The organism is Burkholderia sp. FW306-1C-G01B, from assembly GCF_058781685.1.
This window is the reverse complement of sequence record NZ_JBYSWZ010000002.1, coordinates 646,485-669,416: the sequence shown is the minus strand read 5'-3', so window position 1 is coordinate 669,416 and position 22,932 is coordinate 646,485. Positions and strand designations below refer to the sequence as shown.

General features: G+C 67.6%; 20 protein-coding genes and 1 riboswitch. Of the genes, 9 read left to right on the top strand and 11 right to left on the bottom strand.

Going from position 1 to position 22,932, the window contains the following annotated elements; genetic code table 11:
- Nucleotides 1-58: 58 nt before the first annotated feature.
- The gene (locus AC3WLY_RS07325) at nt 59-1,651 is read right to left on the bottom strand and encodes an inorganic phosphate transporter (protein WP_175962083.1); all 1,593 of its coding nucleotides are present in this window, start codon (nt 1,649-1,651) and stop codon (nt 59-61) included.
- 180 nt (nt 1,652-1,831) lie between these two features.
- Nucleotides 1,832-2,419, bottom strand: a complete 588-nt coding sequence (locus AC3WLY_RS07320; protein ID WP_492309988.1) for a histidine phosphatase family protein — start codon at nt 2,417-2,419, stop codon at nt 1,832-1,834.
- A 54-nt stretch (nt 2,420-2,473) separates the two neighbouring features.
- Nucleotides 2,474-2,611, top strand: a riboswitch (cobalamin riboswitch).
- A 33-nt stretch (nt 2,612-2,644) separates the two neighbouring features.
- Between AC3WLY_RS07320 and AC3WLY_RS07315 the strand changes: the two genes are divergently transcribed.
- Entirely contained in the window at nt 2,645-2,854 is a 210-nt protein-coding gene (locus AC3WLY_RS07315) for a CbtB domain-containing protein (RefSeq protein ID WP_072443795.1), read from the top strand.
- A 13-nt stretch (nt 2,855-2,867) separates the two neighbouring features.
- Entirely contained in the window at nt 2,868-3,596 is a 729-nt protein-coding gene (locus tag AC3WLY_RS07310; RefSeq protein ID WP_175962085.1) for a CbtA family protein, read from the top strand.
- 21 nt (nt 3,597-3,617) lie between these two features.
- On the opposite strand, the gene AC3WLY_RS07305 is transcribed toward AC3WLY_RS07310, so the two are convergent.
- Nucleotides 3,618-4,526 (bottom strand): LysR family transcriptional regulator, encoded by a 909-nt coding sequence (locus AC3WLY_RS07305; protein ID WP_310143527.1) that lies wholly within the window; start codon nt 4,524-4,526, stop codon nt 3,618-3,620.
- A 126-nt stretch (nt 4,527-4,652) separates the two neighbouring features.
- Here AC3WLY_RS07305 and metE point away from each other — a divergent pair, with 126 nt between their 5' ends.
- Complete coding sequence (gene metE / locus AC3WLY_RS07300; protein ID WP_492309994.1) at nt 4,653-6,947, top strand: 5-methyltetrahydropteroyltriglutamate--homocysteine S-methyltransferase; 2,295 nt, start codon at nt 4,653-4,655, stop codon at nt 6,945-6,947.
- A gap of 195 nt (nt 6,948-7,142) precedes the next feature.
- Here the strand turns inward: metE and AC3WLY_RS07295 are convergent, their stop codons facing one another.
- Together AC3WLY_RS07295 and speB are read right to left on the bottom strand one after the other, a co-directional pair.
- Nucleotides 7,143-8,468 carry an MFS transporter gene (locus tag AC3WLY_RS07295; RefSeq protein WP_492309987.1) on the bottom strand — a complete coding sequence of 442 codons (1,326 nt, stop codon included), beginning with the start codon at nt 8,466-8,468 and terminating at the stop codon, nt 7,143-7,145.
- 54 nt (nt 8,469-8,522) lie between these two features.
- Nucleotides 8,523-9,479, bottom strand: a complete 957-nt coding sequence (gene speB / locus AC3WLY_RS07290) for an agmatinase (protein WP_492309986.1) — start codon at nt 9,477-9,479, stop codon at nt 8,523-8,525.
- Between the two features lie 139 nt (nt 9,480-9,618).
- Here speB and AC3WLY_RS07285 point away from each other — a divergent pair, with 139 nt between their 5' ends.
- The gene (locus AC3WLY_RS07285; RefSeq protein ID WP_175962089.1) at nt 9,619-10,530 is read left to right on the top strand and encodes a LysR family transcriptional regulator; all 912 of its coding nucleotides are present in this window, start codon (nt 9,619-9,621) and stop codon (nt 10,528-10,530) included.
- 57 nt (nt 10,531-10,587) lie between these two features.
- On the opposite strand, the gene AC3WLY_RS07280 is transcribed toward AC3WLY_RS07285, so the two are convergent.
- Nucleotides 10,588-11,052 carry an Lrp/AsnC family transcriptional regulator gene (locus AC3WLY_RS07280; protein WP_059238912.1) on the bottom strand — a complete coding sequence of 155 codons (465 nt, stop codon included), beginning with the start codon at nt 11,050-11,052 and terminating at the stop codon, nt 10,588-10,590.
- 134 nt (nt 11,053-11,186) lie between these two features.
- Here AC3WLY_RS07280 and AC3WLY_RS07275 point away from each other — a divergent pair, with 134 nt between their 5' ends.
- The 3 genes from AC3WLY_RS07275 to AC3WLY_RS07265 all read left to right on the top strand — a co-directional run bounded on the left by AC3WLY_RS07275 (nt 11,187) and on the right by AC3WLY_RS07265 (nt 15,409).
- Nucleotides 11,187-11,807 (top strand): LysE family translocator, encoded by a 621-nt coding sequence (locus tag AC3WLY_RS07275; RefSeq protein WP_006488495.1) that lies wholly within the window; start codon nt 11,187-11,189, stop codon nt 11,805-11,807.
- A 259-nt stretch (nt 11,808-12,066) separates the two neighbouring features.
- On the top strand, nt 12,067-13,659 hold the full coding sequence (locus AC3WLY_RS07270) for a S53 family peptidase (protein ID WP_492309985.1): 1,593 nt from the start codon (nt 12,067-12,069) through the stop codon (nt 13,657-13,659).
- Nucleotides 13,660-13,732: 73 nt separating this feature from the next.
- Complete coding sequence (locus AC3WLY_RS07265; protein WP_492309984.1) at nt 13,733-15,409, top strand: S10 family peptidase; 1,677 nt, start codon at nt 13,733-13,735, stop codon at nt 15,407-15,409.
- 75 nt (nt 15,410-15,484) lie between these two features.
- Here the strand turns inward: AC3WLY_RS07265 and nadE are convergent, their stop codons facing one another.
- The 3 genes from nadE to AC3WLY_RS07250 form a co-directional block, all read right to left on the bottom strand.
- Nucleotides 15,485-16,390 (bottom strand): NAD(+) synthase, encoded by a 906-nt coding sequence (gene nadE / locus AC3WLY_RS07260; RefSeq protein WP_492309983.1) that lies wholly within the window; start codon nt 16,388-16,390, stop codon nt 15,485-15,487.
- A 240-nt stretch (nt 16,391-16,630) separates the two neighbouring features.
- Nucleotides 16,631-17,500, bottom strand: a complete 870-nt coding sequence (locus AC3WLY_RS07255) for a DMT family transporter (protein ID WP_175962093.1) — start codon at nt 17,498-17,500, stop codon at nt 16,631-16,633.
- A gap of 239 nt (nt 17,501-17,739) precedes the next feature.
- A complete protein-coding gene (locus tag AC3WLY_RS07250; protein WP_006480515.1) occupies nt 17,740-17,925 on the bottom strand; it encodes a hypothetical protein in 186 nt (61 codons plus the stop codon).
- A gap of 216 nt (nt 17,926-18,141) precedes the next feature.
- Here AC3WLY_RS07250 and AC3WLY_RS07245 point away from each other — a divergent pair, with 216 nt between their 5' ends.
- Together AC3WLY_RS07245 and AC3WLY_RS07240 are read left to right on the top strand one after the other, a co-directional pair.
- Nucleotides 18,142-18,900: a DeoR/GlpR family DNA-binding transcription regulator gene (locus AC3WLY_RS07245; protein ID WP_310143508.1), complete on the top strand. Its 759-nt coding sequence runs from the start codon at nt 18,142-18,144 to the stop codon at nt 18,898-18,900.
- Between the two features lie 105 nt (nt 18,901-19,005).
- Entirely contained in the window at nt 19,006-20,799 is a 1,794-nt protein-coding gene (locus tag AC3WLY_RS07240; RefSeq protein ID WP_492309982.1) for a phospholipase D-like domain-containing protein, read from the top strand.
- A 59-nt stretch (nt 20,800-20,858) separates the two neighbouring features.
- Here AC3WLY_RS07240 and AC3WLY_RS07235 read toward each other — a convergent pair whose 3' ends face one another.
- Both AC3WLY_RS07235 and AC3WLY_RS07230 read right to left on the bottom strand, forming a co-directional pair.
- Nucleotides 20,859-21,533 (bottom strand): TetR family transcriptional regulator, encoded by a 675-nt coding sequence (locus tag AC3WLY_RS07235; RefSeq protein WP_310143502.1) that lies wholly within the window; start codon nt 21,531-21,533, stop codon nt 20,859-20,861.
- Between the two features lie 115 nt (nt 21,534-21,648).
- Nucleotides 21,649-22,917: an NAD(P)/FAD-dependent oxidoreductase gene (locus AC3WLY_RS07230; protein WP_175962096.1), complete on the bottom strand. Its 1,269-nt coding sequence runs from the start codon at nt 22,915-22,917 to the stop codon at nt 21,649-21,651.
- Nucleotides 22,918-22,932: the final 15 nt, after the last annotated feature.

Genomic DNA, 22,932 nt, shown 5'->3' with positions numbered 1-22,932 from the left:
AAGGTCGAATCTCCAACAGCAGGCGGCCGGCTTCCGCCGGCCACCCGCTGCATCCCGATCAGGCCAGCGACCGGAACAACCAGTAGAGCCCGCCCGCAAGTGCGATCGACGCCGGCAGCGTCAGCACCCACGCGAGTACGAGGCTGCGCACCGTGCTCCATTGCAACCCGGACCCGTTCGCCGCCATCGTGCCCGCGACGCCCGACGACAGCACGTGTGTCGTCGAAACGGGCAGCCCGTACACGTCGGCGGCGCCGATCGTCAGCATCGCGACGAGTTCGGCCGACGCGCCCTGTCCGTACGTCAAATGCTGCTTGCCGATTTTCTCGCCGACGGTCACGACGATCCGTTTCCAGCCGACCATCGTGCCGAGGCCCAGTGCGATCGCAACGGCAACTTTCACCCATGTCGGAATGAACTTGGTCGCGTGATCGAGTTGCTTGCGATAGTTGTCGATCGCGAGCTTGTCGTCAGCGGCAAGCGCGGGCTGGCCCGACTTCTCGATCAGGCGAATGGCTTCGGATACCAGATACATCGTGTTGCGCACGTTGTCGACGTCGCGCTGCGGCACGGCTGCCATCGAGCCCGACGCGCCGACCGCGGTCGCGAGCGACGTCGACAACTGCTGTACGGCCGGCAGCACGGCGGGCGTCAGTTCGCGACGCTGCACGTAGTGTTCGACGTCGGCGCGCGGGTTCGCGGACGGCGCGACGCCGTTCGTGTATTTCCCGAAGGTCGCGGCGGCCTGGTTCGCGACCGCAACGAAGGTCTGCGATTCGGCAGGCGTAACGGCCTTGTTCAGCGCATACGCGGTCGGCACCGTGCCGATCAGGATCAGCATGATGAGGCCCATCCCTTTCTGCCCGTCGTTCGAACCGTGCGCGAACGACACGCCCGTGCAGGTCAGGATCAGCAGGCAGCGAATCCAGAACGGCGGCGGCTGGTCCTTCGGCGGCTCCTTGTACAGCTCGGGAATCCGCACGACGGCCTTCAGCACGAGCAGCAGCAGCGACGCGCACAGGAAGCCGACGATCGGCGAGAGCAGCAGCGACTTGCCGACGCCGAGCGCCTGGCCCCAGTCGACGCCGCTCGTGCCCGACGGCCCGTGCATCAACTGGTTCATCAGCCCGACGCCGATGATCGAGCCGATCAGCGTATGCGAGCTCGACGAAGGCAACCCGAAATACCAGGTCGCGAGGTTCCAGACGATTGCGGCGATCAGCAGCGCGAACACCATCGCGAAGCCCGCGCCGCTGCCGACCTGCAGGATCAGCTCGACCGGCAGCAACTGCAGGATGCCGAACGCGACAGCGCCGCTCGAGACCATCACGCCGAGGAAGTTCCACATGCCGGACCAGATCACCGCGACGTTCGGCGTCAGCGAGTGCGTATAGATCACGGTGGCGACCGCGTTCGCGGTATCGTGGAAACCGTTGACGAATTCGAAGCCGAGCGCGATCAGCAGCGCGGCGCCGAGCATCAGGTACGGGAACAGCGATCCTTCGCGGACCGGCGACAGATCGGCGATCAGGTGCGTGGCGATATAGACGGCGCCGATCGCGAGCACCAGCAGGAAGAAGGCATAGCCGACCTGCCGGTTGCGCTCGACGGAGCCGCGATTGTTCGCGGCGGACGAAGCGGGTTGATTCATGGCGGCATCTCGTAAGGGAACCGCGTCCGATCCTAGCTGCGGCCAGCAGTCAGTTTGATGACAATCTAGACGACGAACGGTATGTCTTGCAGCGATGTAAGGTGAACGTCGGCATGCGACCGAGATGGGACACGTCGGCTCGCATCTCTGTCCACATAGTGAACACGACACGGCAGGGACTTACGCACCGGTGCCGCGCCGATCGTCGTTCGTCGTCAACGTCCAGCCGCGCGGCGATGCAACGAAGGTCGTGCACGACAGCGGCGCGACGTCGATGCGGGCTGCAGCGTAGGGAGCCATCCGCAGTGCGTGTGCGACGGCCGCGCGAACGATCGCCGCATGCGTGATCGCGACGATGTCGCGGCCAGGCGGCAGCGCGTTCAACCATGCGCCGACGCGGCGAGCGGCGGCTTCGAACGACTCTCCGCGATGCGGTGACGCAGACGGATCGGCGATCCATGCGCCCAGTTCGTCCGGCAGGTCGCGCGCGAGGTCGTGCAGCCGCTTGCCGCGCCAGTTTCCGTAGTCGATGTCGCGCAGCGCGTCATCAATGTCGGCAAGCAACCCGAGCGCATCGGCGGTCTGCCGCGCGCAGCGTGCGGGGCTGCACAGCACGAGCGAGCCGGCGACGCCTGCCCATCGGTTGCGCAGCGCGGCGGCGTCCGCGAGCCCGCGTGCATCGAGCGGATCGTCGTCGGGAAACGTGCCGGTGCGCATCGCTCGGGTCGATGCGTGTGCGATCAGGCGCAGCGAGGCATGCATGTTCATGTCGGTTTCCGGAGGGGCCGGAGCGGGTGCGCGGTCGTCCGCGGGCTTTCACTCCTTCAATACGCGGACGTTCGCGCGTACAATTCGCCCGATACGAAACGCGGAAGCCGGTGCAATCCCGGCGCGGTCGCGCCACTGTAACCGGGGAATCCCGATCCCGGAAGCCAGACCTGCCTTCGTACCCATCCAACATTTGCCGGGGCGCGATTCCCCTGAGGTGCATCCATGAGCGAAGCAGTGCTGAAGCCGGTTGTCGTGCCGGCACCCATCCCCGTCCGTGAACTGCTGCCGTGGGCCGTGTTCGCCGGCCTGATCCTGCTGCTCGCACTCTATTTCGTCGGCGCGGAACAAGGCGCGACGTCGCTCGTGCCGGGCATGGTCGTTCATGAATTCGTCCACGACGGCCGCCATCTGCTCGGCTTTCCCTGCCACTGACGCGGAGTACACGATGGTCGGAAAGCTGCTCATGCGCGGGATGCTCGCAGGCATCGCCGCGGGCCTCCTCACGTTCGGTTTCGCGAAAATCGTCGGCGAACCGCAAGTCGATCAGGCGATTTCCTTTGAAGAAAAGCTCGAGGCCGCCAAAGGCGACGTGCCGGAGCACGAGCACGAACTGGTCAGCCGCGACACGCAGGCCGGCCTCGGCCTGTTGACGGGTGTCGTGACCTACGGCGCGGCATTCGGCGGGCTGTTCTCGCTGGTCTTTGCGTATGCATACGGGCGAGGCGGCCGCCTTCCGGCACGGCCGCTGGCCGCGTGGCTTGCGCTGGCGGCATTCGTCGCGCTCGTGATCGTGCCGAACATCAAGTACCCGGCCAATCCGCCGTCGGTCGGCGATCCCGACACGATCGGCTATCGCACGGGCCTGTTCTTCCTGATGATCGCGATCTCGATCGCGACGATGGCGTTCTCGGTCAGCGTGCGCCGCCATCTGCTAGCGAAGCTCGGCCAATGGAATGCGTCGATCGTCGCGGGCCTCGTATTCATCGCGATCATCGCGGCCGTGCAGTTCGGACTGCCGTCGATCGACGAAGTGCCGGCCGCGTTCCCGGCCGCCGTGCTGTGGAAGTTCCGCGTCGCGGCCATCGGCATGCAGGCGATCATGTGGACGACGATCGGCCTGCTGTTCGGCGCATGGGTGGAACGCGACGAACGCATCGGCATGCGCGCCGCCTGACGCGCATTGCAACGGGCGTGCCTAGCGCAGCATGCGCGGCGCGCTCCACGTCGATTCGCGCGCCAGCGCGACGAACGCGGCCAGATAGTCGATCGATGCATCCGCTTCGCGGATGCCGAGGAAGATCTGCTTCGCGATCCCCTGCTTGCCGAGCTTGACCGGCACGACCGGCATCCGGTCCGCGTATTCGTCGGCGAGCCATCTCGGCAGCGCGGCCACGCCGCGCCCACTCGCAACCATCTGCAGCATGATGTCGGTCGTCTCGATCGACTTGTGGCGCCTCGGCACGATGCCGGCCGGCGTCAGGAACTGGTTGTAGATGTCGAGCCGGTCGGTTTCGACCGGGTACGTGATCAGGATCTCGTCGGTCAGTTGCTCGGGCGTCACGTAGTCGGCGTTGGCGAACCGGTGCGAGTCGGCGACCACCAGCACCTGCTCGTAGTCGAACACGGGATCGAAGCGCAGGCCCGGCTTGTTCAGCGGATCGGGCGTGACGAGCACGTCGATGTCGTAGCCGAACAGCGCACCGATGCCGCCGAACTGGAAGCGCTGCTTCACGTCCACGTCGACGTCGGGCCAGCGCGACAGATACGGCGACACGACCTTCAGCAGCCACTGGTAGCACGGGTGGCACTCCATCCCGATGCGCAGCGTGCCGCGCTCGCCCTTCGCGTACTGCCTCATCCGCTCCTCGGCGAGTTCGAACTGCGGCAGCAGCCGGTTCGCGAGCTTCAGCAGATATTGCCCGCCTTGCGTGAGCCGCAGGCCGCGGCCTTCACGATCCCAGATCGGCGTGCCGAGCTGCTGCTCGATTTTCCGGACGGTATGGCTGAGCGCCGACTGCGTGAGATGCAGCGCATTGGCGGCCGCGGTCAGCGAGCCCTGGCGCTCGACTTCACGAATGACGACGAGATGGAATCGTTCCAGCATGGATATCGCTCGCCCAACAGATGCATGAACAAATTTAATGGATGAATGAAATAATGCCATTTTATTTCATGGTTTGAAATCCCTATCATGGCTGCCGGACATTCACTACATCTGGACGGCAGCTTCATGGTCAGGACACACAACCTCGGTTTTCCGCGCATCGGCGCGAAGCGCGAACTCAAGTTCGGTCTCGAACGCTACTGGAAGGGCGAATCGTCGCGCGACGAGCTGAAGGCGCTCGGCGCCGAGCTGCGCCAGCGTCACTGGAACGACCAGCGCGATCTGGATCTGGCACCGATCGGCGATTTCGCGTTCTACGACCAGGTGCTCGACATGAGCTTCACGCTCGGCAACCTGCCGAAGCGCGTGCAGGGCTTCCACGGCGACGTGCTCGACAACTATTTCCGGGTTGCGCGCGGCCGTTCGGCGCAGTCGGCGCAAGAGCATGCGGCGTGCTGCGGCGGTGTCTCGGCCGGCGAAATGACGAAGTGGTTCGACACGAACTATCACTACATCGTGCCGGAATTCCACGCGGACACGAACTTCTCGCTCGACCCGTCGCGCCTGCTCCAGCAACTGGCCGAGGCGAAGGCGCAGGGTGTGAATGCCAAGCCGGTGATCATCGGCCCCGTCACGTACCTGTGGCTCGGCAAGGCGAAGGACGATTCCGATCGTCTCGCGCTGCTGCCGAAGCTGCTGCCCGTGTACGGCGCGCTGCTCGACACGCTGACCGCGCAGGGCGTCGAATGGGTGCAGATCGACGAACCGATTCTCGTCACCGAGCTCGACGCCGAATGGCGGCAGGCGTTCCGCACCGCGTATGCGGTGCTGGAGACGCGTCGCATCAAGCTGCTGCTTGCCACGTACTTCGGCCAGCTTCAGGACAACCTGACGCTCGCGAGCTCGCTGCCGGTCGACGGGCTGCATGTCGACGCGATCAATGCACGCGACGAAATCGACGCTCTGGTGCGCGAACTGCCGGCCGAGCGCGTGCTGTCGGTCGGCGCGATCAACGGCCGCAACATCTGGAAGACGGACCTGAGCGCGACGCTCGACTGGCTCGAACCGCTCGCGAAGCAACTGGGCGATCGCCTGTGGCTCGCGCCGTCGTGCTCGCTGTTGCACGTGCCGGTCGATCTCGCGAGCGAGGAGAAGCTCGACGCGGAGATTCGTTCGTGGCTCGCGTTCGCGCTGCAGAAGCTCGACGAGCTGAAGGTGCTCGCGACCGCGCTGAACGGCGGCCGCGACAAGGTGGCCGATGCGCTTGCCGCGAACGCCGCCGCGATCGACTCGCGCCGCCGCTCGCCGCGCGTGAACAACCCGGCGGTGAAGGCGGCGATCGCGCGCATCGACACGCAGCTCGGCAACCGCGTGAGCCCGTATACGCAGCGCGCGCCGAAGCAGTCGGCGCGACTGAACCTGCCGGCCTTCCCGACGACGACGATCGGCTCGTTCCCGCAGACCGCCGAAATCCGCCAGGCGCGCAGCCGGTTCAAGGCAGGTGCGCTCGATGAAGCCGGCTACCGCACGGCGATGAAGGCTGAAATCGAACGCAGCGTTCGCGAACAGGAGTCGCTCGGGCTCGACGTGCTCGTGCACGGCGAAGCCGAGCGCAACGACATGGTCGAATACTTCGGCGAGCAGCTCGACGGCTACGCGTTCAGCCAGTTTGGCTGGGTGCAGTCGTACGGTTCCCGCTGCGTGAAGCCGCCGATCCTGTTCGGCGACATCAGCCGCCCGAAGGCGATGACGGTCGAGTGGATCACGTATGCGCAGTCGCTGACGAACAAGCCGATGAAGGGCATGCTGACCGGCCCCGTGACGATCCTGAACTGGTCGTTCGTGCGCGACGACCAGCCGCGCTCGGTGTCGTGCTACCAGCTCGCGCTCGCGATCCGCGACGAAGTGCTCGATCTCGAGAAGGCCGGCGTGCGCGTGATCCAGATCGACGAGGCCGCGCTGCGCGAAGGGCTGCCGCTGCGCCGCGCGCAATGGAGCGAGTACCTGAAGTGGGCGGTCGAGTCGTTCCGGATCACCGCGAACGGCGTGCAGGACGATACGCAGATCCACACGCACATGTGCTATTCGGAGTTCAACGACATCATCGCGTCGATCGCCGACATGGACGCGGACGTGATCACGATCGAGACGTCGCGCTCGGACATGGAGCTGCTCGACGCGTTCGACAGCTTCAGGTATCCGAACGAGATCGGGCCGGGCGTGTATGACATCCATTCGCCGAACATCCCGACGCAGGATCACATCGTCGGCCTGATGAAGAAGGCGGCGGAACGGATTCCGGCGGAGCGTCTGTGGGTGAACCCGGATTGCGGCCTGAAGACGCGCCAGTGGGCGGAAGTGATTCCGGCGCTGACGAACATGGTCGCGGCGGCGAAGGCGCTGCGCAGCCAGGTGCAATAGCAAGCGCTGCGCCTGTCGCGACGACTGCATCCGTCCGCACGGCCGGTTCTGCAGCGTGTTCGGCGACAAGCGCAACGCGATGCTCACCGTGCGCTCGGCCTTTCGGCGGCGAAATGAAAAAGGGCGGCGTGGTTGCGCCGCCCCTTGCATGCGATGACCGGGCAGGCGAGTGAAGCAGCCTGTCCGTTGCGAACGTTACGCGGTGCGCGCGCCGCGCGGCAGCGGCTCGTTCGCCTTGCCGGGCGCACCGGCATCGTCGATGCCGACGCGGCGCGAGATCAGCCACACGCACAGCGACGACAGGATCGCGGCACTCGTGTACTGGATCGCGAGCGGCCACCATTGCGGTGCGGTGTTCTGCGCGATGATGGTCGCGACGAGCGGCGTGAGGCCGCCGGCGAGCGCGCCGCACACCTGGTATGCGATCGAGATCGCCGTATAGCGGATCCGCGCGACGAAGATGCCGCTGACGAAGCCCGCGACCACCGAGTAGTAGCCCGATTCCGCGAGCGTCGCGAGGCCGACGCCGACCGTGATCGACAGCGGCGTGCCCATGTGTACGAGCGGCAGCATCGCGAACGGGACGATCGCGGCCCATGCGCCGGTGATCAGCAGCACGCGCGTCGTGCCGAAGCGCTGCGCGAGGAACGCGGCCGCGAGCTGTACGACGAACTGCAGCACCGCGACGATCGCCATGCAATGCAGCACCATCGACCGGTCGAGCGACAGGAACTGCGTCGCGTAGCTGATCATGAAGATGTTGCTGAAATACACGCCGGCGATGCCGTACACGTTCGCGCCGATCGCGAGCAGCAGCAGCGGCCAGTACTTGAGCGCTTCGCGCACCGGGTTTTGCGCGGTGTTGCCGCTCTTCCTGACTTCCTCGAACTCGGGCGACTCGGACACGCTCGCGCGGATCACGAAGCCGACCACCAGCAGCACGGCGCTCGCGAGGAACGGCACGCGCCAGCCCCAGCTCATCATGTCGTCCTTCGACAGCGTGCTGATCGCGCCGAACGCGAGCATCGACAGGATCAGGCCGCTCGCGCTGCCGAGCTGCGCGAACGACGCGAAGAACGTGCGCTTGCCTTCGGGCGCATGCTCGCCGGCGAGCAGCACCGCGCCGCCCCATTCGCCGCCGACCGCGATGCCTTGCAACACGCGCATCAGCACGAGCAGGATCGGCGCGATCACACCGGCTTGCGCATGGGTCGGCAGCAGGCCGATCGCGACCGTCGACACGGCCATCAGCATCAGCGTCGCGAGCAGCGAGCGCTTGCGGCCGAAGCGGTCGCCGAGATAGCCGAACATCACGCCGCCGAGCGGCCGCGCGAAGAAGCCGACCGCGAACGAGCCGAACGACGCGAGCAGGCTGACGAAGCGGTTTTCGCCGGGAAAGAACAGCGGCCCGAACACGATGGCGGCGGCGGTCGCGTAGCTATAGAAGTCGTACCACTCGATCGTGGTGCCGACGAACGAAGCGAGCGCCGCTCGCTTCGGTTGCTTGACGGAAGTCCCCATCTTTATGTGTGCTCCTCTGGAATCCTCTGATTTGGAATAGGTGGCGGCGCGGGATCAGTCGCGGTACTTGACGCCCGGCAGCACGCACAGCAGCTCATACGCGAGATTCGCGCCGAGCAGCGCCGTGGTGCCGAACGGGTCGTACGGCGGCGCGACTTCAACGAGATCGCAGCCGACGATGTTCAGCCCCTTCGCGCCGCGGATGATCTCGAGCGCCTGCGGCACCGTGAGGCCCGCGATTTCCGGCGTGCCCGTGCCCGGCGCGTAGGCCGGATCGATGCCGTCGATGTCGAAGCTGATGTAGACGGGCGTGTCGCCGACGCGGGCGCGCACTTCTTCCATCAGCGGCGCGAGCGACTTGTTCCAGCATTCCTCGGCCTGGACGACGCGGAAGCCCTGCTCGCGGCACCAGTCGAAATCCTCGGCCGCGTAACCCGTGCCGCGCAGGCCGATCTGCGTGACCTTGTCGCCGTGCAGCAGGCCTTCCTCGACCGCGCGGCGGAACGGCGTGCCGTGGGCGATCTTTTCGCCCATCATCGTGTCGTTCACGTCGGCGTGTGCATCGACGTGGATCAATGCAACCTTGCCGTGCTTGCGGTGGATCGCGCGCAGGATCGGCAGCGCGATCGTATGGTCGCCGCCGAGCGTGATCGGCTTGCAGTCGTGCTCGAGGATCGCGTCGTACGCGGCTTCGATGCGCGCGATGGAATCGTGCAGGTTGTAGGGATTGATCGCGACGTCGCCGATGTCGGCGACCTGCAGCGAATCGAACGGCGCGGCGCGCGTGGCCATGTTGTACGGGCGCAGCAGCACGGATTCGGTGCGGATCTGGCGCGGGCCGAAGCGCGCGCCGGTGCGGTTGGACGTGCCGAGATCGAACGGCACGCCGACGAAGCACGCGTCGAGGCCTTCGGCGTTCGCCACGTGCGGCAGGCGCATCATCGTCGCGATGCCGCCGCAGCGCGGCATCTCATTGCCGCCGAGCGGCTGGAAATGGGGGTGGTCGTTCATGGGGCGCCTCTTCCGATGTGGGGTTGCCGTATCATTCGACGCGGCTTGGCGCACAGTTTTACGCGCTCCGCCGGGAAAGAAGAATGCGAAGATATCGACGTTAACATCGATTCCCATCGATGTATGGAAGGGGAAGAGCGTGCTGGGGAATCTGTCGACCCTCGATCTGCGGTTGATCCGCGTGTTTCTCGCGGTCACGGACGCGGGCGGCGTATCGGCCGCGCAGGCCGTGCTGAACGTCGGGCAGTCGACGATCAGCGCGCAGTTGGCGTCGCTGGAGACGCGGCTCGGCTACCGGCTCTGCGAGCGCGGCCGCAGCGGTTTCCGGCTCACGCCGAAGGGCGAACGGTTCCATGCGATGAGCCGCAAGCTGCTCGCGGCGCTCGACGAATTCGGGATGGCCGCGCGGCACATGGACCGCCAGCTGGTCGGCACGCTGAACATCGGCCTGATCGGCCATACGCCGGTGAGCCAGAACGCGCGGATCGCCGAGGCGATCGCCGCGTTTCGCACGCGCGACGAGGCCGTGCGCTTCTCGATCTCCGTGCGCGCGCCGGGCGATCTCGAGGAGAAGCTGCTGAGCGACGAGATCCAGATCGCGGTCGGTTATTTCTGGCACCGCGTGCCGTCGCTGCACTACACGCCGCTGTTCGTCGAGCGCCAGGTCGCGTACTGCGGGCGCGGCCATCCGCTGTTCGACGGCGCCGGCACGCTGACGCCGGCCGACGTCGCGGGCTTCGAATGGGCGTGGCGCTCGTATCCGCTGCCGGAAGCGCAGCTGTCGACGACGCCCGACCGCGTGACCGCGACCGCCGACAACATGGAGGCCGTCGCGCTGCTGATCCTGTCCGGCCACCACCTCGGCTACCTGCCGCAGCACTTCGCGGCGCCGTACGTCGCGCAGGGGCTGCTCGCGCCGCTCAATCCGGAGCAACTGCGCTACGACGTGACGTTCCACATGGTCGTCGCGCGCAACGGGCGCGGTAATCCGCTCGTGGAGGCGTTTCTCGAGGATCTCGAGCGCGCGCACCAGGCGCCGGACATCGCGTGACGCCAGCGCCGCCGGCAATGTGAACGAGCGTTACATCGGCGCGGGCCGCCGCGCGCGTCACGGCACCGGCAACCCCGCGTCGTGCTTCACCTCGCGCAGCGACAGCGCCGATTCGATCGACGTCACGCCGGGCAGCATCCGCAGCGAGTCGCGCAGGAACGTGCCGTAGTCGTCGAGGTCGCGCGCGACCACCTGCAGCAGGTAGTCGGCCGTGCCCGCGACGTTGTGGCACGCGAGGATTCGCTCGATGCCCAGCACTTCCCGTTCGAACCGGTCGGCGACCTTGCGGTCGTGCGTCGCGAACCGCACCAGCACGAACGCGACGACGCCGAAGCCGAGCGCCTGGCGCGACAGTTGCGCGCGGTAGCGCTCGATGTAGCCGTCGCTTTCGAGACGTTTGAGGCGCCGCGCGCAAGGCGTCTCGGACAGGCCGACGGATTCGGCGAGACGCGCGATCGGCAGGCGGCCGTCGCGCTGCACCGCAGCGAGGATCGCGCGATCGGTTTTGTCGAGTTCGGTCATATTGGTGGAATCCTTGTTCTGATTTAGAGATTGTGGCGGATTCCGCTATGGATCGCCAATTCAGCGATAAAGATGGCCAATAATCCCTCCTTCTTCAGCGGCAACATATCGTCATTGAAGGACGGGGGCAGAACATGATTTCCACGCATTTGCTGTTGATCTATCTCGCCGCGCTGGCGGCCATTTATGCGGTGCCGGGGCCCGACATGGCGCTCGTGCTGCAGACCAGCATCGGCCGCGGCGTGCGGCCGGGGATGGCGGCGGCGGCCGGCCTGTCGCTCGCGCGCACCGCGCACGTGACGCTGTCCGCATGCGGCGTTGCGGCGCTGATCCGCAGCGCGCCGTGGCTGTATGAGGTGATCCGCTACGGCGGCGCGCTCTATCTCGCGTATGTCGCGATCCAGGTGTTCCGCTCGCCGGTGTTCGCGCTCGGCGACGGCGACGCGGCGGCGGGCGAGCTGCGGCAGTCGTTCGTGAAGGGGCTGCTGACGAACCTGCTGAACCCGAAGGCGCTGCTGTTCTGCTCGGTGCTGCTGCCGCAGTTCGTGCGGCCCGAGGCCGGGCCGGTCGTCTGGCAGATGTTCGAACTCGGCGCGCTGCTGGTCGCGGCCGGCGTGTGCTTCGACCTCGCTTGCGTGTTCGGCGCGTCGCGCATCGCGGCGTGGATGCGCGCGCATCCGCTCGCGCAGACGGTGCAGCGCTGGACGTTTTCCGCGGCGCTGATCGGTTTCGCGCTGCGCCTGTCGATGGACTGAGCGCCGCCGCTGCGTTGCCGCCGCGCAGGTCGACGGGCCGCGCGGCGCCGCTGCGCCGATCGGCGAAGGCCGCGTGCAATGCCGGCCTTCGCGCGCATGCCCCGCCGCAGAAGGGCGCGCGCGCAAATCATCTGACTGTTCTAAACTCCTTTTAACTTCGCGCTGCTGCGAACCGACTGACCGAACGGAACCGACTTCCGCCGGCTATGTCCGATTTCCTGGCTGTTCCGTGCAACGCGGTACCAAGGAGGGTCTGAACATGGCAAGGCATCTTCACGCCGACCGTGAACCCCGAATCGTCGCCGAGTCCAAGTGCCTCGGCCCGTGCGATCCGGCAGAACGCATTCACGTCACGATCATGTTGCGGCGGCAGGAAGAAGGGCAACTCGATACGTTGGTCCACCAGCTCGCCACCGGCGACGCACAGGCGAAACCGCTGTCGCGCGATGCGTTCGCGCAGCGTTTCTCCGCCAATCCCGACGACATCCGCAAGACCGAGGACTTCGCGCGCCGTCACCAACTGACGGTCGATCGCGTCGATCCCGTCGAAAGCGTCGTCGTGCTGTCCGGCATGATCCAGCAGTTCGAAGCAGCGTTCGGCGTGAAGCTCGAGCGCTTCGAACATCGTTCGATCGGCCAGTATCGCGGTCGCTCGGGCCCGATCACGCTGCCCGACGATCTCGGCGACGCCGTCACGGCCGTGCTCGGCCTCGACAGCCGCCCGCAGGCGCGGCCGCACTTCCGGCTGCGCCCGCCGTTCAGGCCCGCGCGCGGCGGCATGGCGGGCGTCACGTTCACGCCGATCCAGCTCGCGTCGCTGTACGGCTTCCCGGCCGGCGACGGCGCCGGGCAGTGCATCGCGATCGTCGAACTCGGCGGCGGCTACCGTGCGGCCGACATCCGGCAGTATTTCAGCGGGCTCGGCATCAAGACGCCGCCGACGCTCGTCGACGTGAACGTCGGCACCGGCCGCAACGCGCCGTCCGGCGACCCGAACGGCCCGGACGGCGAAGTCGCGCTCGACATCGAGATCGCCGGTGCGATCGCGCCGGCCGCGAAGATCGCGGTCTACTTCGCACCGAACAGCGACGCGGGCTTCATCCAGGCCGTCAACGCGGCCGTCAACGACAAGACCAACAAGCCGTCGGTGATCTCGATCAGCTGGGGCGGCGCGGAAGCGGTCTGGCAGGCGCAGTCGGCGCAGGCGTTCAACCGCGTGCTGCAGGCGGCGGCGGCGCAGGGGATCACCGTGTGCGCAGCGTCGGGCGACAGCGGCTCGGGCGACGGGCTGCAGGACGGCGCCGATCACGTCGACTTCCCCGCATCGAGCCCGTACGTGCTCGGCTGCGGCGGCACGCAGCTCGACGCGCTGCCCGGGCAGGGCATCCGCAGCGAGGTCACGTGGAACGACGAGGCGTCGGGCGGCGGCGCGGGAGGCGGCGGCGTCAGTATGCTGTTCGACCTGCCAGCGTGGCAGCAGGGGCTCGCCGTCACGCGCGCCGACGGCAGCCGCACGCCGCTCGCGAAGCGCGGCGTGCCGGACGTCGCCGGCGATGCGTCGCCGCAGACGGGCTACGAGGTATCGGTCGCCGGCACGGCTACCGTGATGGGCGGCACGAGCGCGGTCGCGCCGCTGTGGGCCGCGCTGATCGCGCGGATCAATGCGGCGGCCGGCGCATCGGCCGGCTGGGTCAATCCGGTGCTGTACAAGAATCCGGGCGCGCTGCGCGATATCACGAAAGGATCGAACGGCACGTATGCGGCCGCGTCGGGCTGGGACGCATGCACGGGCCTCGGCAGCCCGGACGGCGCGCAGCTCGCCGCGATCCTTGCGCGCAAGCCGTCGAGCTGACGCGTCGGCACACGCCTTTCCGTTCGACGCGGGTTTCCTGCCCGCGTCTTTTTTCACCTCCAGGAGCAGCACGATGGGCATCGATTCCGCATCTTCCGGCGGCGTTTATCCGCTGCATCACGGCGACCACAATTCGCATGGCGTGCCGCCGACCATCAATCCGGTCGCGCTGAGCCACGGCCGCGACCAGCCGTTCTTCGATCCGGTTGCGTACGGCAACGGCCCCGACGATTCGGTGACCGACACGACCGAAGCGGCCGCGGTCACGCATCACTCGATCCTGATCGACGGGAAGCGCATCGCGTACACGGCGACGGTCGGCCACCTCGTGACGGTCGACCCGAGCAGTTCGCAGCCGGCCGCGAAGATTTTCTACGTTGCGTTCACGGCCGACGGCGCGAAGGAGGAAACACGGCCCGTGACGTTCTTCTACAACGGCGGGCCCGGTTCGTCGTCGGTGTTCGTGCTGCTCGGCTCGTTCGCGCCTAAGCGGATCAAGACGTCGATGCCGGGTTTCACGCCGCCCGCGCCGTACCAGATGGAAGACAACCCGGACAGCATGATCGACCACAGCGACCTGGTGTTCATCAACCCGGTGGGCACCGGCTATTCGGCGGCCGTCGCGCCGAACAAGAACCGCAACTTCTGGGGCGTCGACCAGGATGCGGATTCGCTGAAGCAGTTCATCAAGCGCTACCTGACGAAGAACAACCGCTGGAATTCGCCGAAATACCTGTTTGGCGAATCGTACGGCACCGCGCGCAGCTGCGTGCTCGCATACAAGCTGCACGAGGACGGCGTCGACCTGAACGGCGTCACGCTGCAATCGTCGATCCTCGACTACCGGCAGGCCGGCAACCCGGTCGGCGCGCTGCCGACCGCCGCGGCCGACGCGTGGTATCACAAGAAACTCGGCGTCACGCCGGCGCCGGCCGATCTCGGCGCGTTCGTCGAGGAAGTCGCGCAGTTCTCGCGCACCGACTACCTGAACGCGCTGCGCAAGGCTCCGCATGCAGACCCGGCCGCCGTGCAGAAACTGTCGCAATACACGGGCATCGACACGGCGACGCTGCAATCGTGGCGCCTCGACATCGCCGGCTACGACGCGCGCGGCAATTCGCTGTTCCTGACGACGCTGCTGCATGCGCAGGGGCTCTCGCTCGGTTCGTACGACGGCCGCGTGACCGCGATCTCGACGGGCATCGCCGGCAAGATCGACCCGAACTCGGGCGGCAACGATCCGACGATGACGGCCGTGACGGGCGTCTATACGGCGATGTGGAACAGCTACCTGAACGAGCAGTTGAAGTTCACGTCGAATTCCGCGTTCACGGACCTGAACGACCAGGCGTTCCGGAACTGGGATTTCAGCCACATCGACCCGACCGGCGCGCAGCAGGGCATCGATGCGCAGGGGAACGTGATCCTCTATACGGCCGGCGATCTCGCCGCGGTGATGGCGTTGAATGTCGACCTGAAGGTGCTGTCGGCGAACGGCTTGTACGATTTCGTCACGCCGTTCTACCAGACCGTGATCGACCTGCAGCAGATGCCGCTCGAGGATCAGAAGGTGCGGCAGAACCTGTCCGCGCGTTTCTATCCGTCGGGGCACATGGTGTATCTCGACGGCGGCTCGCGCACCGCGCTCAAGCGCGATCTCGCGACGATGTACGACACGACGGTCAGCGATACGGGCGCACGGATGCGGATTCGCGCGCTGCAGGCGAAGAAGACGGGCGGGCACGCATAGCGGTGCCCGTCGTTTGGTTGCCGCGCGTAGCCGCTACGGTGCGCGCGGCGGTCGGGTTCCGGCGCGGCCGGCCGGTCACGCGGCCGCAGCGCCGGATTGCGACGCGGCGGTATTTTCGCGCTGGTGGCCGGCTTGCGCGGTCGGCCAGTCGAACGGCGTGTACGGCAGCGCGCGCTTGTGGCGCGAACCGTCGTAGAAGCGCAGCACCGTTTCGTACACATGGTCGCTGACCGGCTTGCCTTCGAGGAAATCGTCGATCTCGTCGTAGCTGACGCCGTATGCGTGCTCGTCGGGGCGCAGCGGGCGCAGTTCCTCGAGATCGGCCGTTGGCACCTTCATCACGATCGTTTCCTCGCCGCCGAGCGCGCGGGCAACCGCGCGCACGCGGCGCTTGCTCAGGCCCGCGAGCGGCAGGATGTCCGCGCCGCCGTCGCCGAACTTCGTGAAGAAACCCATCAGCGATTCGGCCGCGTGATCGGTGCCGATCACGATGCCGCGCCGTGCGCCGGCCACCGCGTACTGCGCGATCATGCGCTCGCGCGCCTTGATGTTGCCGTGCACGAAATCCTGTTGTGCGGGCGTGTCGAACGCATGGCCGGACGCGACCAGCGAGCGGAGCATCGCATCGGCGGCCGGCTTCACGTCGACGGTCAGTTCCTCGTCCGCGCGCACGAACGCGAGCGCGCGCTGCGCATCGGCTTCGTCGTTCTGCACGCCGTTCGGCAAGCGCATCGCGATGAAGCGCGCATCGTAGCCGCCGGCGCGCAGGTGTTCGACCGCCAGTTGCGCGAGCCGCCCGGCCGTCGACGAATCGACGCCGCCGCTGATGCCGAGCACGTAGGTCCGCAGGCCGGTCGAACGAAGGTATTGCGCGAGGAAATCGACGCGACGGGCGATCTCGGCCTCGGCGTCGAAGTGCGGGGCGACGTTCAGTTCGGCAATGATCGCGCGTTGGCGGCTGGCGTAATCGGCGGATGTCATGAAGGTGGTTCCGGAACGAAATGCAAGGCGCTCATCATAAGCGCAATCGCGGCGGGGCGCCGCGCCGGGCGTGCGATCCGGCCGCCTTGCGTTGCTTCGGCGAGACGCGCTGCGTCGCCGTGGTGCATGGTGCGCCGGGCGGGTGCGGGATGCCGCGGGAAGGGGGCTGTGAGGCAGGTCTCGATGCGCTTGGAGGCAAGTGCCGGCGCGATCGCACGACCGCGCCGATGTGCGCCCGCGTCAGCGCCGCGCGAGCACGACGCCCGCCAGCGCGAGCGCGAAGCCGAATAACTGGATCGCCGCGAGCGTCTCGCCGAACAGCAGGTAGCCCTGCAGCGCGGCAAGCGGCGGCGCGAGGAACAGCAGCGACGTCGCGCGCGCCGCGTTGCCGCGCCGCAGCATCCACATCAGCATCGTGACCGCGCCGCCGGACAGGAACACGACGCCCCACACGAGCGATACCCACAGCGCCGGCGCGCCGATCCAGCGCGTTTCATGCAGCAGCGCGACGAAGATCGCCGCGACGATCGCCGCGCCGAAGTTCTGCACGGCGACCGCGGTGCGCAGGTCGCTCTGCGCGAGCTTGCCTTTCTGGTACAGCGAACCGGCGGTGATCGACCCGACCGCGAGCACCGATACGACGACCACGAACCACGCAGGCGCCGCGCCCGGCGGCGGCGCGACGCCGCCCGCGACCTTCGGCGCCAGCACGAGCGCGACGCCGGCGAGCCCGAGCGCCATCCCGAACCAGCCGCGCGCGGGCAGGCGCTCGTTGAACAGGGGGACGGCGAGCACGGCGGTGGCGAGCGGCTGCAGCGCGCCGAGCAGCGCCATCACGCCCGCGTTCAGCCCTTGCGCGACGGCCCAGTAGCTCGCGCCGAGATAGACGCCCTGCAGCAGCGCGCCCGCGATCAGGTGGCGCGGCCATTCGCGGCGGGCCGGCCACGGCGCGCGCGCGACGAGCGCAACCGCGCCGAACAGCGCGGCCGTGCCTGCGAAACGCGCGAGCAGGAACAGGTTGGGGTCGGCGTAGGGCTTGATTGCCCGTGCAACGATGAAGCCGGTGGACCACAGCGCGACGAAAGCGGCGGCAACGATCGAGGTAAGCATGCGAGGCGGGCCGCGACGCGGCCGGACGGAATCGTAAAGTCGGCCAGTATCGCGGGAAGCGGCACCGGCGTCTTGTCGAATCCTGCACTCGTACCGCGCATCGTGGGAATGCGCCGACGGTCGTTGGGTGCCGGGCATCCGGCTTCCGGCACGGGCCGGCTATCGGCGGGCGCGAGCGGGGCACGGACGGGAAGGGCGCCGCACCGCTCGCGGGGCGGGCAAGCGCGAAGCTGCGGAGATCAGTCGATCGAGAACGTGTCGAGCGGCTGGTTGGCGCGCGCGTCGGTCGCGAAGCGCGCGGCGAGCTGCTCGTAGAGCCGGCGCGCCTCGTCGAGCGTCAGGTCGATCCAGTACGGATCGCCGGCCGCATCGTTGAGTCGTTCGGGCGGAAACTGGATTTCGATCACGCTGCCTTTGCGATACATGGTGCGAGCCCCTTTGCTTGGTCTGTCGTTCGGCGAAGCGCAAAGTGTAGCAACCGGCGTCGTGCCGATTCGCGCGCGTCAGGCAATACAGAATTTCGCTTTCGGGGAATGCGGCCGGCCGCCCGGCCGCGTTTTGCGCCGCAGTCAAATACCGGTAAAGCGGCCGTAATACAATGGCCAGCTTACCCATTACCAGTCGCCCCGGGCGCACACGCGATGCTGGCGGAACAACGTCATCAATACATCCTGTCGGAGCTCGGACGGTCGGGCGCGTTGTCGGTCGCGGAACTCGTGCGCTCGCTCGACGTATCGCGCGAGACCGTGCGGCGCGACCTGAACGCGCTTGCCGCGCGCGGCCTGCTCGTGATGACGCACGGCGGCGCACTGGCCGCCGACCGCCGCGAACCGAGCCTGTCCGAGCGCGAAGCCGCGAACGCCGAAGCGAAGCGCACGATCGGGCGGCGCGCGGCCGAATTCGTGCCCGACGACGCATCGGTGCTGATCGATTCGGGCAGCACGCCGCATGCGGTTGCGCTTGCGCTCGCCGACCGGCACCGGCTGTCGATCTATACGAACGACTGGCGCACCGCGTTCGTGCTCGCGCGGCGCAACGGCAACCGCGTGACGCTGCTCGGCGGCGAACTGTCCGACGACGAGGACGCAACCTTCGGGCTCGACACGATCCACCAGCTCGCGCAATACCATGTCGATTTCGCGTTCGTCGGCGCCGGCGGCATCACGGCCGACGGCGAGTGCACCGACTACTCGCGGATCGCGGCCGAAGTGCGCAGCCGGATGATCGCGGCGGCAGGCACGGCGATCATCGTCGCCGACCATTCGAAATTCGGCCGCGTGACGCCAGTGCGGATCAACGGCGCGGCGGCCGCGCGCTATCTCGTGACCGAACGCGCACCCGACAAGGCCGTGCGCCGCGCGCTGACCACGCGCGGGATCGAGCTGCTCGTGTGCGACTGACGCGCGTCCGACATACAAGGTTCATCGAACCGTCATTCCGCGGGAAGAACCTCTGCCGACACTGACCCATTCATTTCGACCGGCCTCGCGGCCAGGGAGCAACGAATGTCCGTCAGCGTGCGCAGCTATCTTTCCCCCACTCTCGTCCTGCTGGCCTTCGACTGGGCCGATGCGCAGTCGCGCAACGATTTCCTCGGCTTCGCGATCCGGCGCACGCCGGGCTTCTGGTCGGCCGACGGCAAGACGCGCGCGCCGAACAGCTGGCTGCCGAACCGCCTGACGTTCGACGGCCCGGCCGCCGACACGCAGGGCGACGCGCCGACCGACCAGGCGCCGATCCAGAAATTCATGTGGTGGGACGCACGCATCGATCCACAGGACCGCGGCGCGTCGTTCCGCTACGACGTGTATCCGGTCGTCGGCACGCCCGACGACCTGCAGGTGCTCGACGCGCAAGCCGGCGTGTGCGACGTCGTGCTGCCCGAGCATATCGAGGACGGCATCGGCACCTGGTTCAACCGCGCGGTGGTCAGTTCGCAGGCGTTCGCGAAGCAGGTCGCGGCGCTGGGCCTCGCGCCGAATGCGGCACCGAGCGACGCGCAGGCGCTGAAGCTGCGCACGTGGCTCGCGAACGACATGGAGCAGGTGTTCGCGAAGATGCTCGACCCCGCGTCGCGCGCGGTGTCGGCCGTCTATCACCTGACCGACACGCTGTGGGCGCTGCCCGCGTTCGAAGCGTTCGGGCGCAAGCATGGCGACGCGTCGCTCGCGATCGTCTACGACGCGCACACGACGACGCGCAAGGGCAAGCCGCCGCTGCCTTCGCCGAACCAGCCGGCCGTCGACGCGTTGCAGGGGCTCGCGACGCTCGCGCCGCGCGACAGGACGCACATCATGCACGACAAGTTCATCGTGACCGACGCGCCGACGAACCCGGCGCCTGCACGCGTGTTGACCGGTTCCGCGAACTTCACGACCGAAGGGCTGACGGAGCAGGCCAACGTGCTGCATGCATTCGACTCGCCCACGCTTGCCGCGCTGTACAACGATCGCGCGCATGCGCTGGCCGGCAATCCGTCGATCGCGGAGACGGCGCGGCTGTCGCCGGGCTGGTCGGCGCCGATGACGATCGGCAGCGCACAGGTGAGGCTGGCGTTCTCGCCCGAACCGGCGGGGCAGCGCACCGAGATCGACACGATCGTCGCCGCGATCGCGGCCGCGAAGCATTCGGTGTCGTTCTGCCTGTTCATGCCGACCGACGCAGCGTTGCGCGACGCGTGCTTCGCGGCCGGCGACCGCGGACTGATGATGTTCGGGCTGGTAAACAAGATCAACATCGGCAGCGCGACGAAGGCCGACGCCGCGCGGCAGGCCGGCCAGTCGCTCGATGCGGCGACGCTCGCGAACCTCGAGCTGTATCACCGCAGCCGCGACAACCACGACGTGATCGACGCCGAGTACTTCTCGCCGGCGACGGTGCCGCAGGGTTTCGAGCCGGAAATGCGGCAGTTTCCGGGCGAACCGGCGCCGGCCTATCCGCCCGTCGTGATCCACCACAAGTTCATCGTGATCGATGCGGAAGGCGCGAATCCGGTCGTCTATACGGGTTCGGCGAACATGAGCCGCAATTCGGAGCAGTACAACGACGAGAATCTGCTCGAGATCCGCGACAAGCGGATCGCGGCGATCTATCTCGCGGAATTCCTGCGGCTCTACGAGCACTATCGCGCACGGGCGCTGGCGATCAGTGCGAAGCAGCGCGGCACGAGTACCGGCACGGGCGCGCATGCGCGGCTCGCGCTTGCGCCCGATTCGAGCTGGGCGAAGAAGTATTACGTGGCGGGAAGCCCGGAAGAGAAGGCGCGGATCGCGCTGGCGTCGACCGCGCCGACGGATTGAAGTGCTGACGCGCGAAGGGCACGAACGCTGCGTGCCCCCGGCGACTACCCAGCCGCCGCTTACGCGGCGACGTAGCGCAGCACGGCGTCGGCGATCGTGTCGCGATGCCGCGCGCGCAGGCGCGGCGCCGACGGATCGCGGCCGAACGCGGCGCCGAACGTGTAGCGGTTCGCCACGCGGTGGAAGCAGAACGAACTGATCAGCAGGTGCAGGTCGAACGCGTCGATGTCCTTGCGGAACGCGCCGCTTGCCGCGCCGCGCTCGACCAGTTCCTCGAGCGTCTTGATGATGCTGACGTTGCGGTTCTTGAACGACTTGAGCTGTTCGAGATACTTCGCGCCGTGGATGTTCTCGATCGACACGAGGCGGACGAAGTCGCGATGCTTGTCGTGATAGTCGAACGTGAATTCGACGAGGCGGCGCATGCCTTCGCGCGGCTCCATGTCGCCGACGTGCAGTTCCTGCTCGAGCGCGCGGATGTCGCCGTACACCTTCTCCAGCACGGCCTCGTACAGGCCTTCCTTGCTGTCGAAGTAGTAATAGAGCATCCGTTTCGTCGTGTTCGTGCGCTCGGCGATCGCGTCGACGCGCGCACCGGCGAGGCCCATCGCGGAAAATTCCTGCGTGGCGACATCGAGGATGTTGCGCTTGGTTTGCTCGGGATCGTATTTGCGCCGCGCGTCGGACGCAAGCGCGCGGCTTTCGGACATGGCGGCTTTGCTTCCTGCTTTCATGTGACTTTGTTGTGGGTTCGCGGCGGCTTGGAAAAGGCATTCTAGCATGTGGAAAATCCCCGCCCGGCCGACCCTCCGCTCTAATCGGCAGGGTCGTTTCGGCCGCCGCGGCCGCTCAGCGGCGGCAGGACGCGAGCGCGTCGCGGGCCTGATATGCCGTGTACGTGAGCTGCGCGGCGGCGAGGCCCGCCAGCCCGAACGTGCGCGTGAGCCCGAACGCGGCGAAGCCGTCCGGCACCGGCCGGCCTTCGGCCAGCGCGGCCGCGAGCGCTTCGCCGGCGACCGTGGTCGGCGCCATCCCGTGGCCGCCGAACGCGATCGCGTGCCACACGCCGTCCGCGTCGCGGCCGATCTGCGGCATCTTGTGGCGCGCGTAGCTCATCAGCCCGCCCCACGCGTAGTCGACCTTCACGTCTTCGAGTTGCGGATACACGCGCAGCAGGTCGCGCCGCAGCAGGCGTGCGATCGCGTCCGGGCCGCGGTCGAGCACCGAGATCCGGCCGCCCCACAGGATGCGCGTGTCCTTCAGCGGGCGGTAATAGTCGAACGCGAAACGCGTGTCGTAGATCGCGTACGGCGCGTCGATCGCGTCCGGCAGCCGCGCGCCGAGCGGTTCGGTCGCGATCACGTAGGTGGCGATCGGCAGCACCGCGCGTTCGATGCGCGGCGACACGCCGCGCGCGTAGCCGCCGCCGGCGAACACGACGTCCTTCGCGCGCACCGCGCCCTGCGCCGTGCGCACGACGTACCCGGCGCCTTCGCGCGCGATGCCGAGCGCGGCCGAGCGCTCGTACACGCGCGCGCCGCCGCGCGACGCGGCTGCGGCGACGCCGAGCACATACTTGAGCGGATGGAAGTGGAATGCGTTCGGCTCGAACAGGCCGCCGTAGTAGCGCTGCGTCTTCAGCCGCGTGCGCAGCGCGTCCGTCGACACGGGTTCCCAGTCGACGCCGAGTTCGCGCTTCATCAGCGTACGCACGCTGTCGAGCCGGGAAGGATCGTCGAACCAGTTCGCGAGCATCACGCCCTCATCGACGATGTCGCAGTCGATCCCGTAGCGCGCGATCCGCGCGCGGATCAGGTCGACCGCATCGACGGTGAGCCGGTACAGCCGGCGCCCTTCGTCGCGGCCGAGCGTGCGCAGCAGGTCGGCGTTGTCGAGGCTGTAGCCGCCGAATACGAAGCCGCCGTTGCGGCCCGATGCGCCGAAGCCGACCCGTTCGCTGTCGAGCACGACGACGTCGCGCACGCCACGCTCGACGAGGCCGAGCGCCGTGCACAGGCCGGCGAGGCCGCCGCCGACGATGCAGACCTGCGCATCGATCGTGCCGGTCAGTTGCGGGTAGGGCTGGCGGGTAACGGTGGCTTCGTAGAAGTTCTGCATGCGATTTCGTTGACT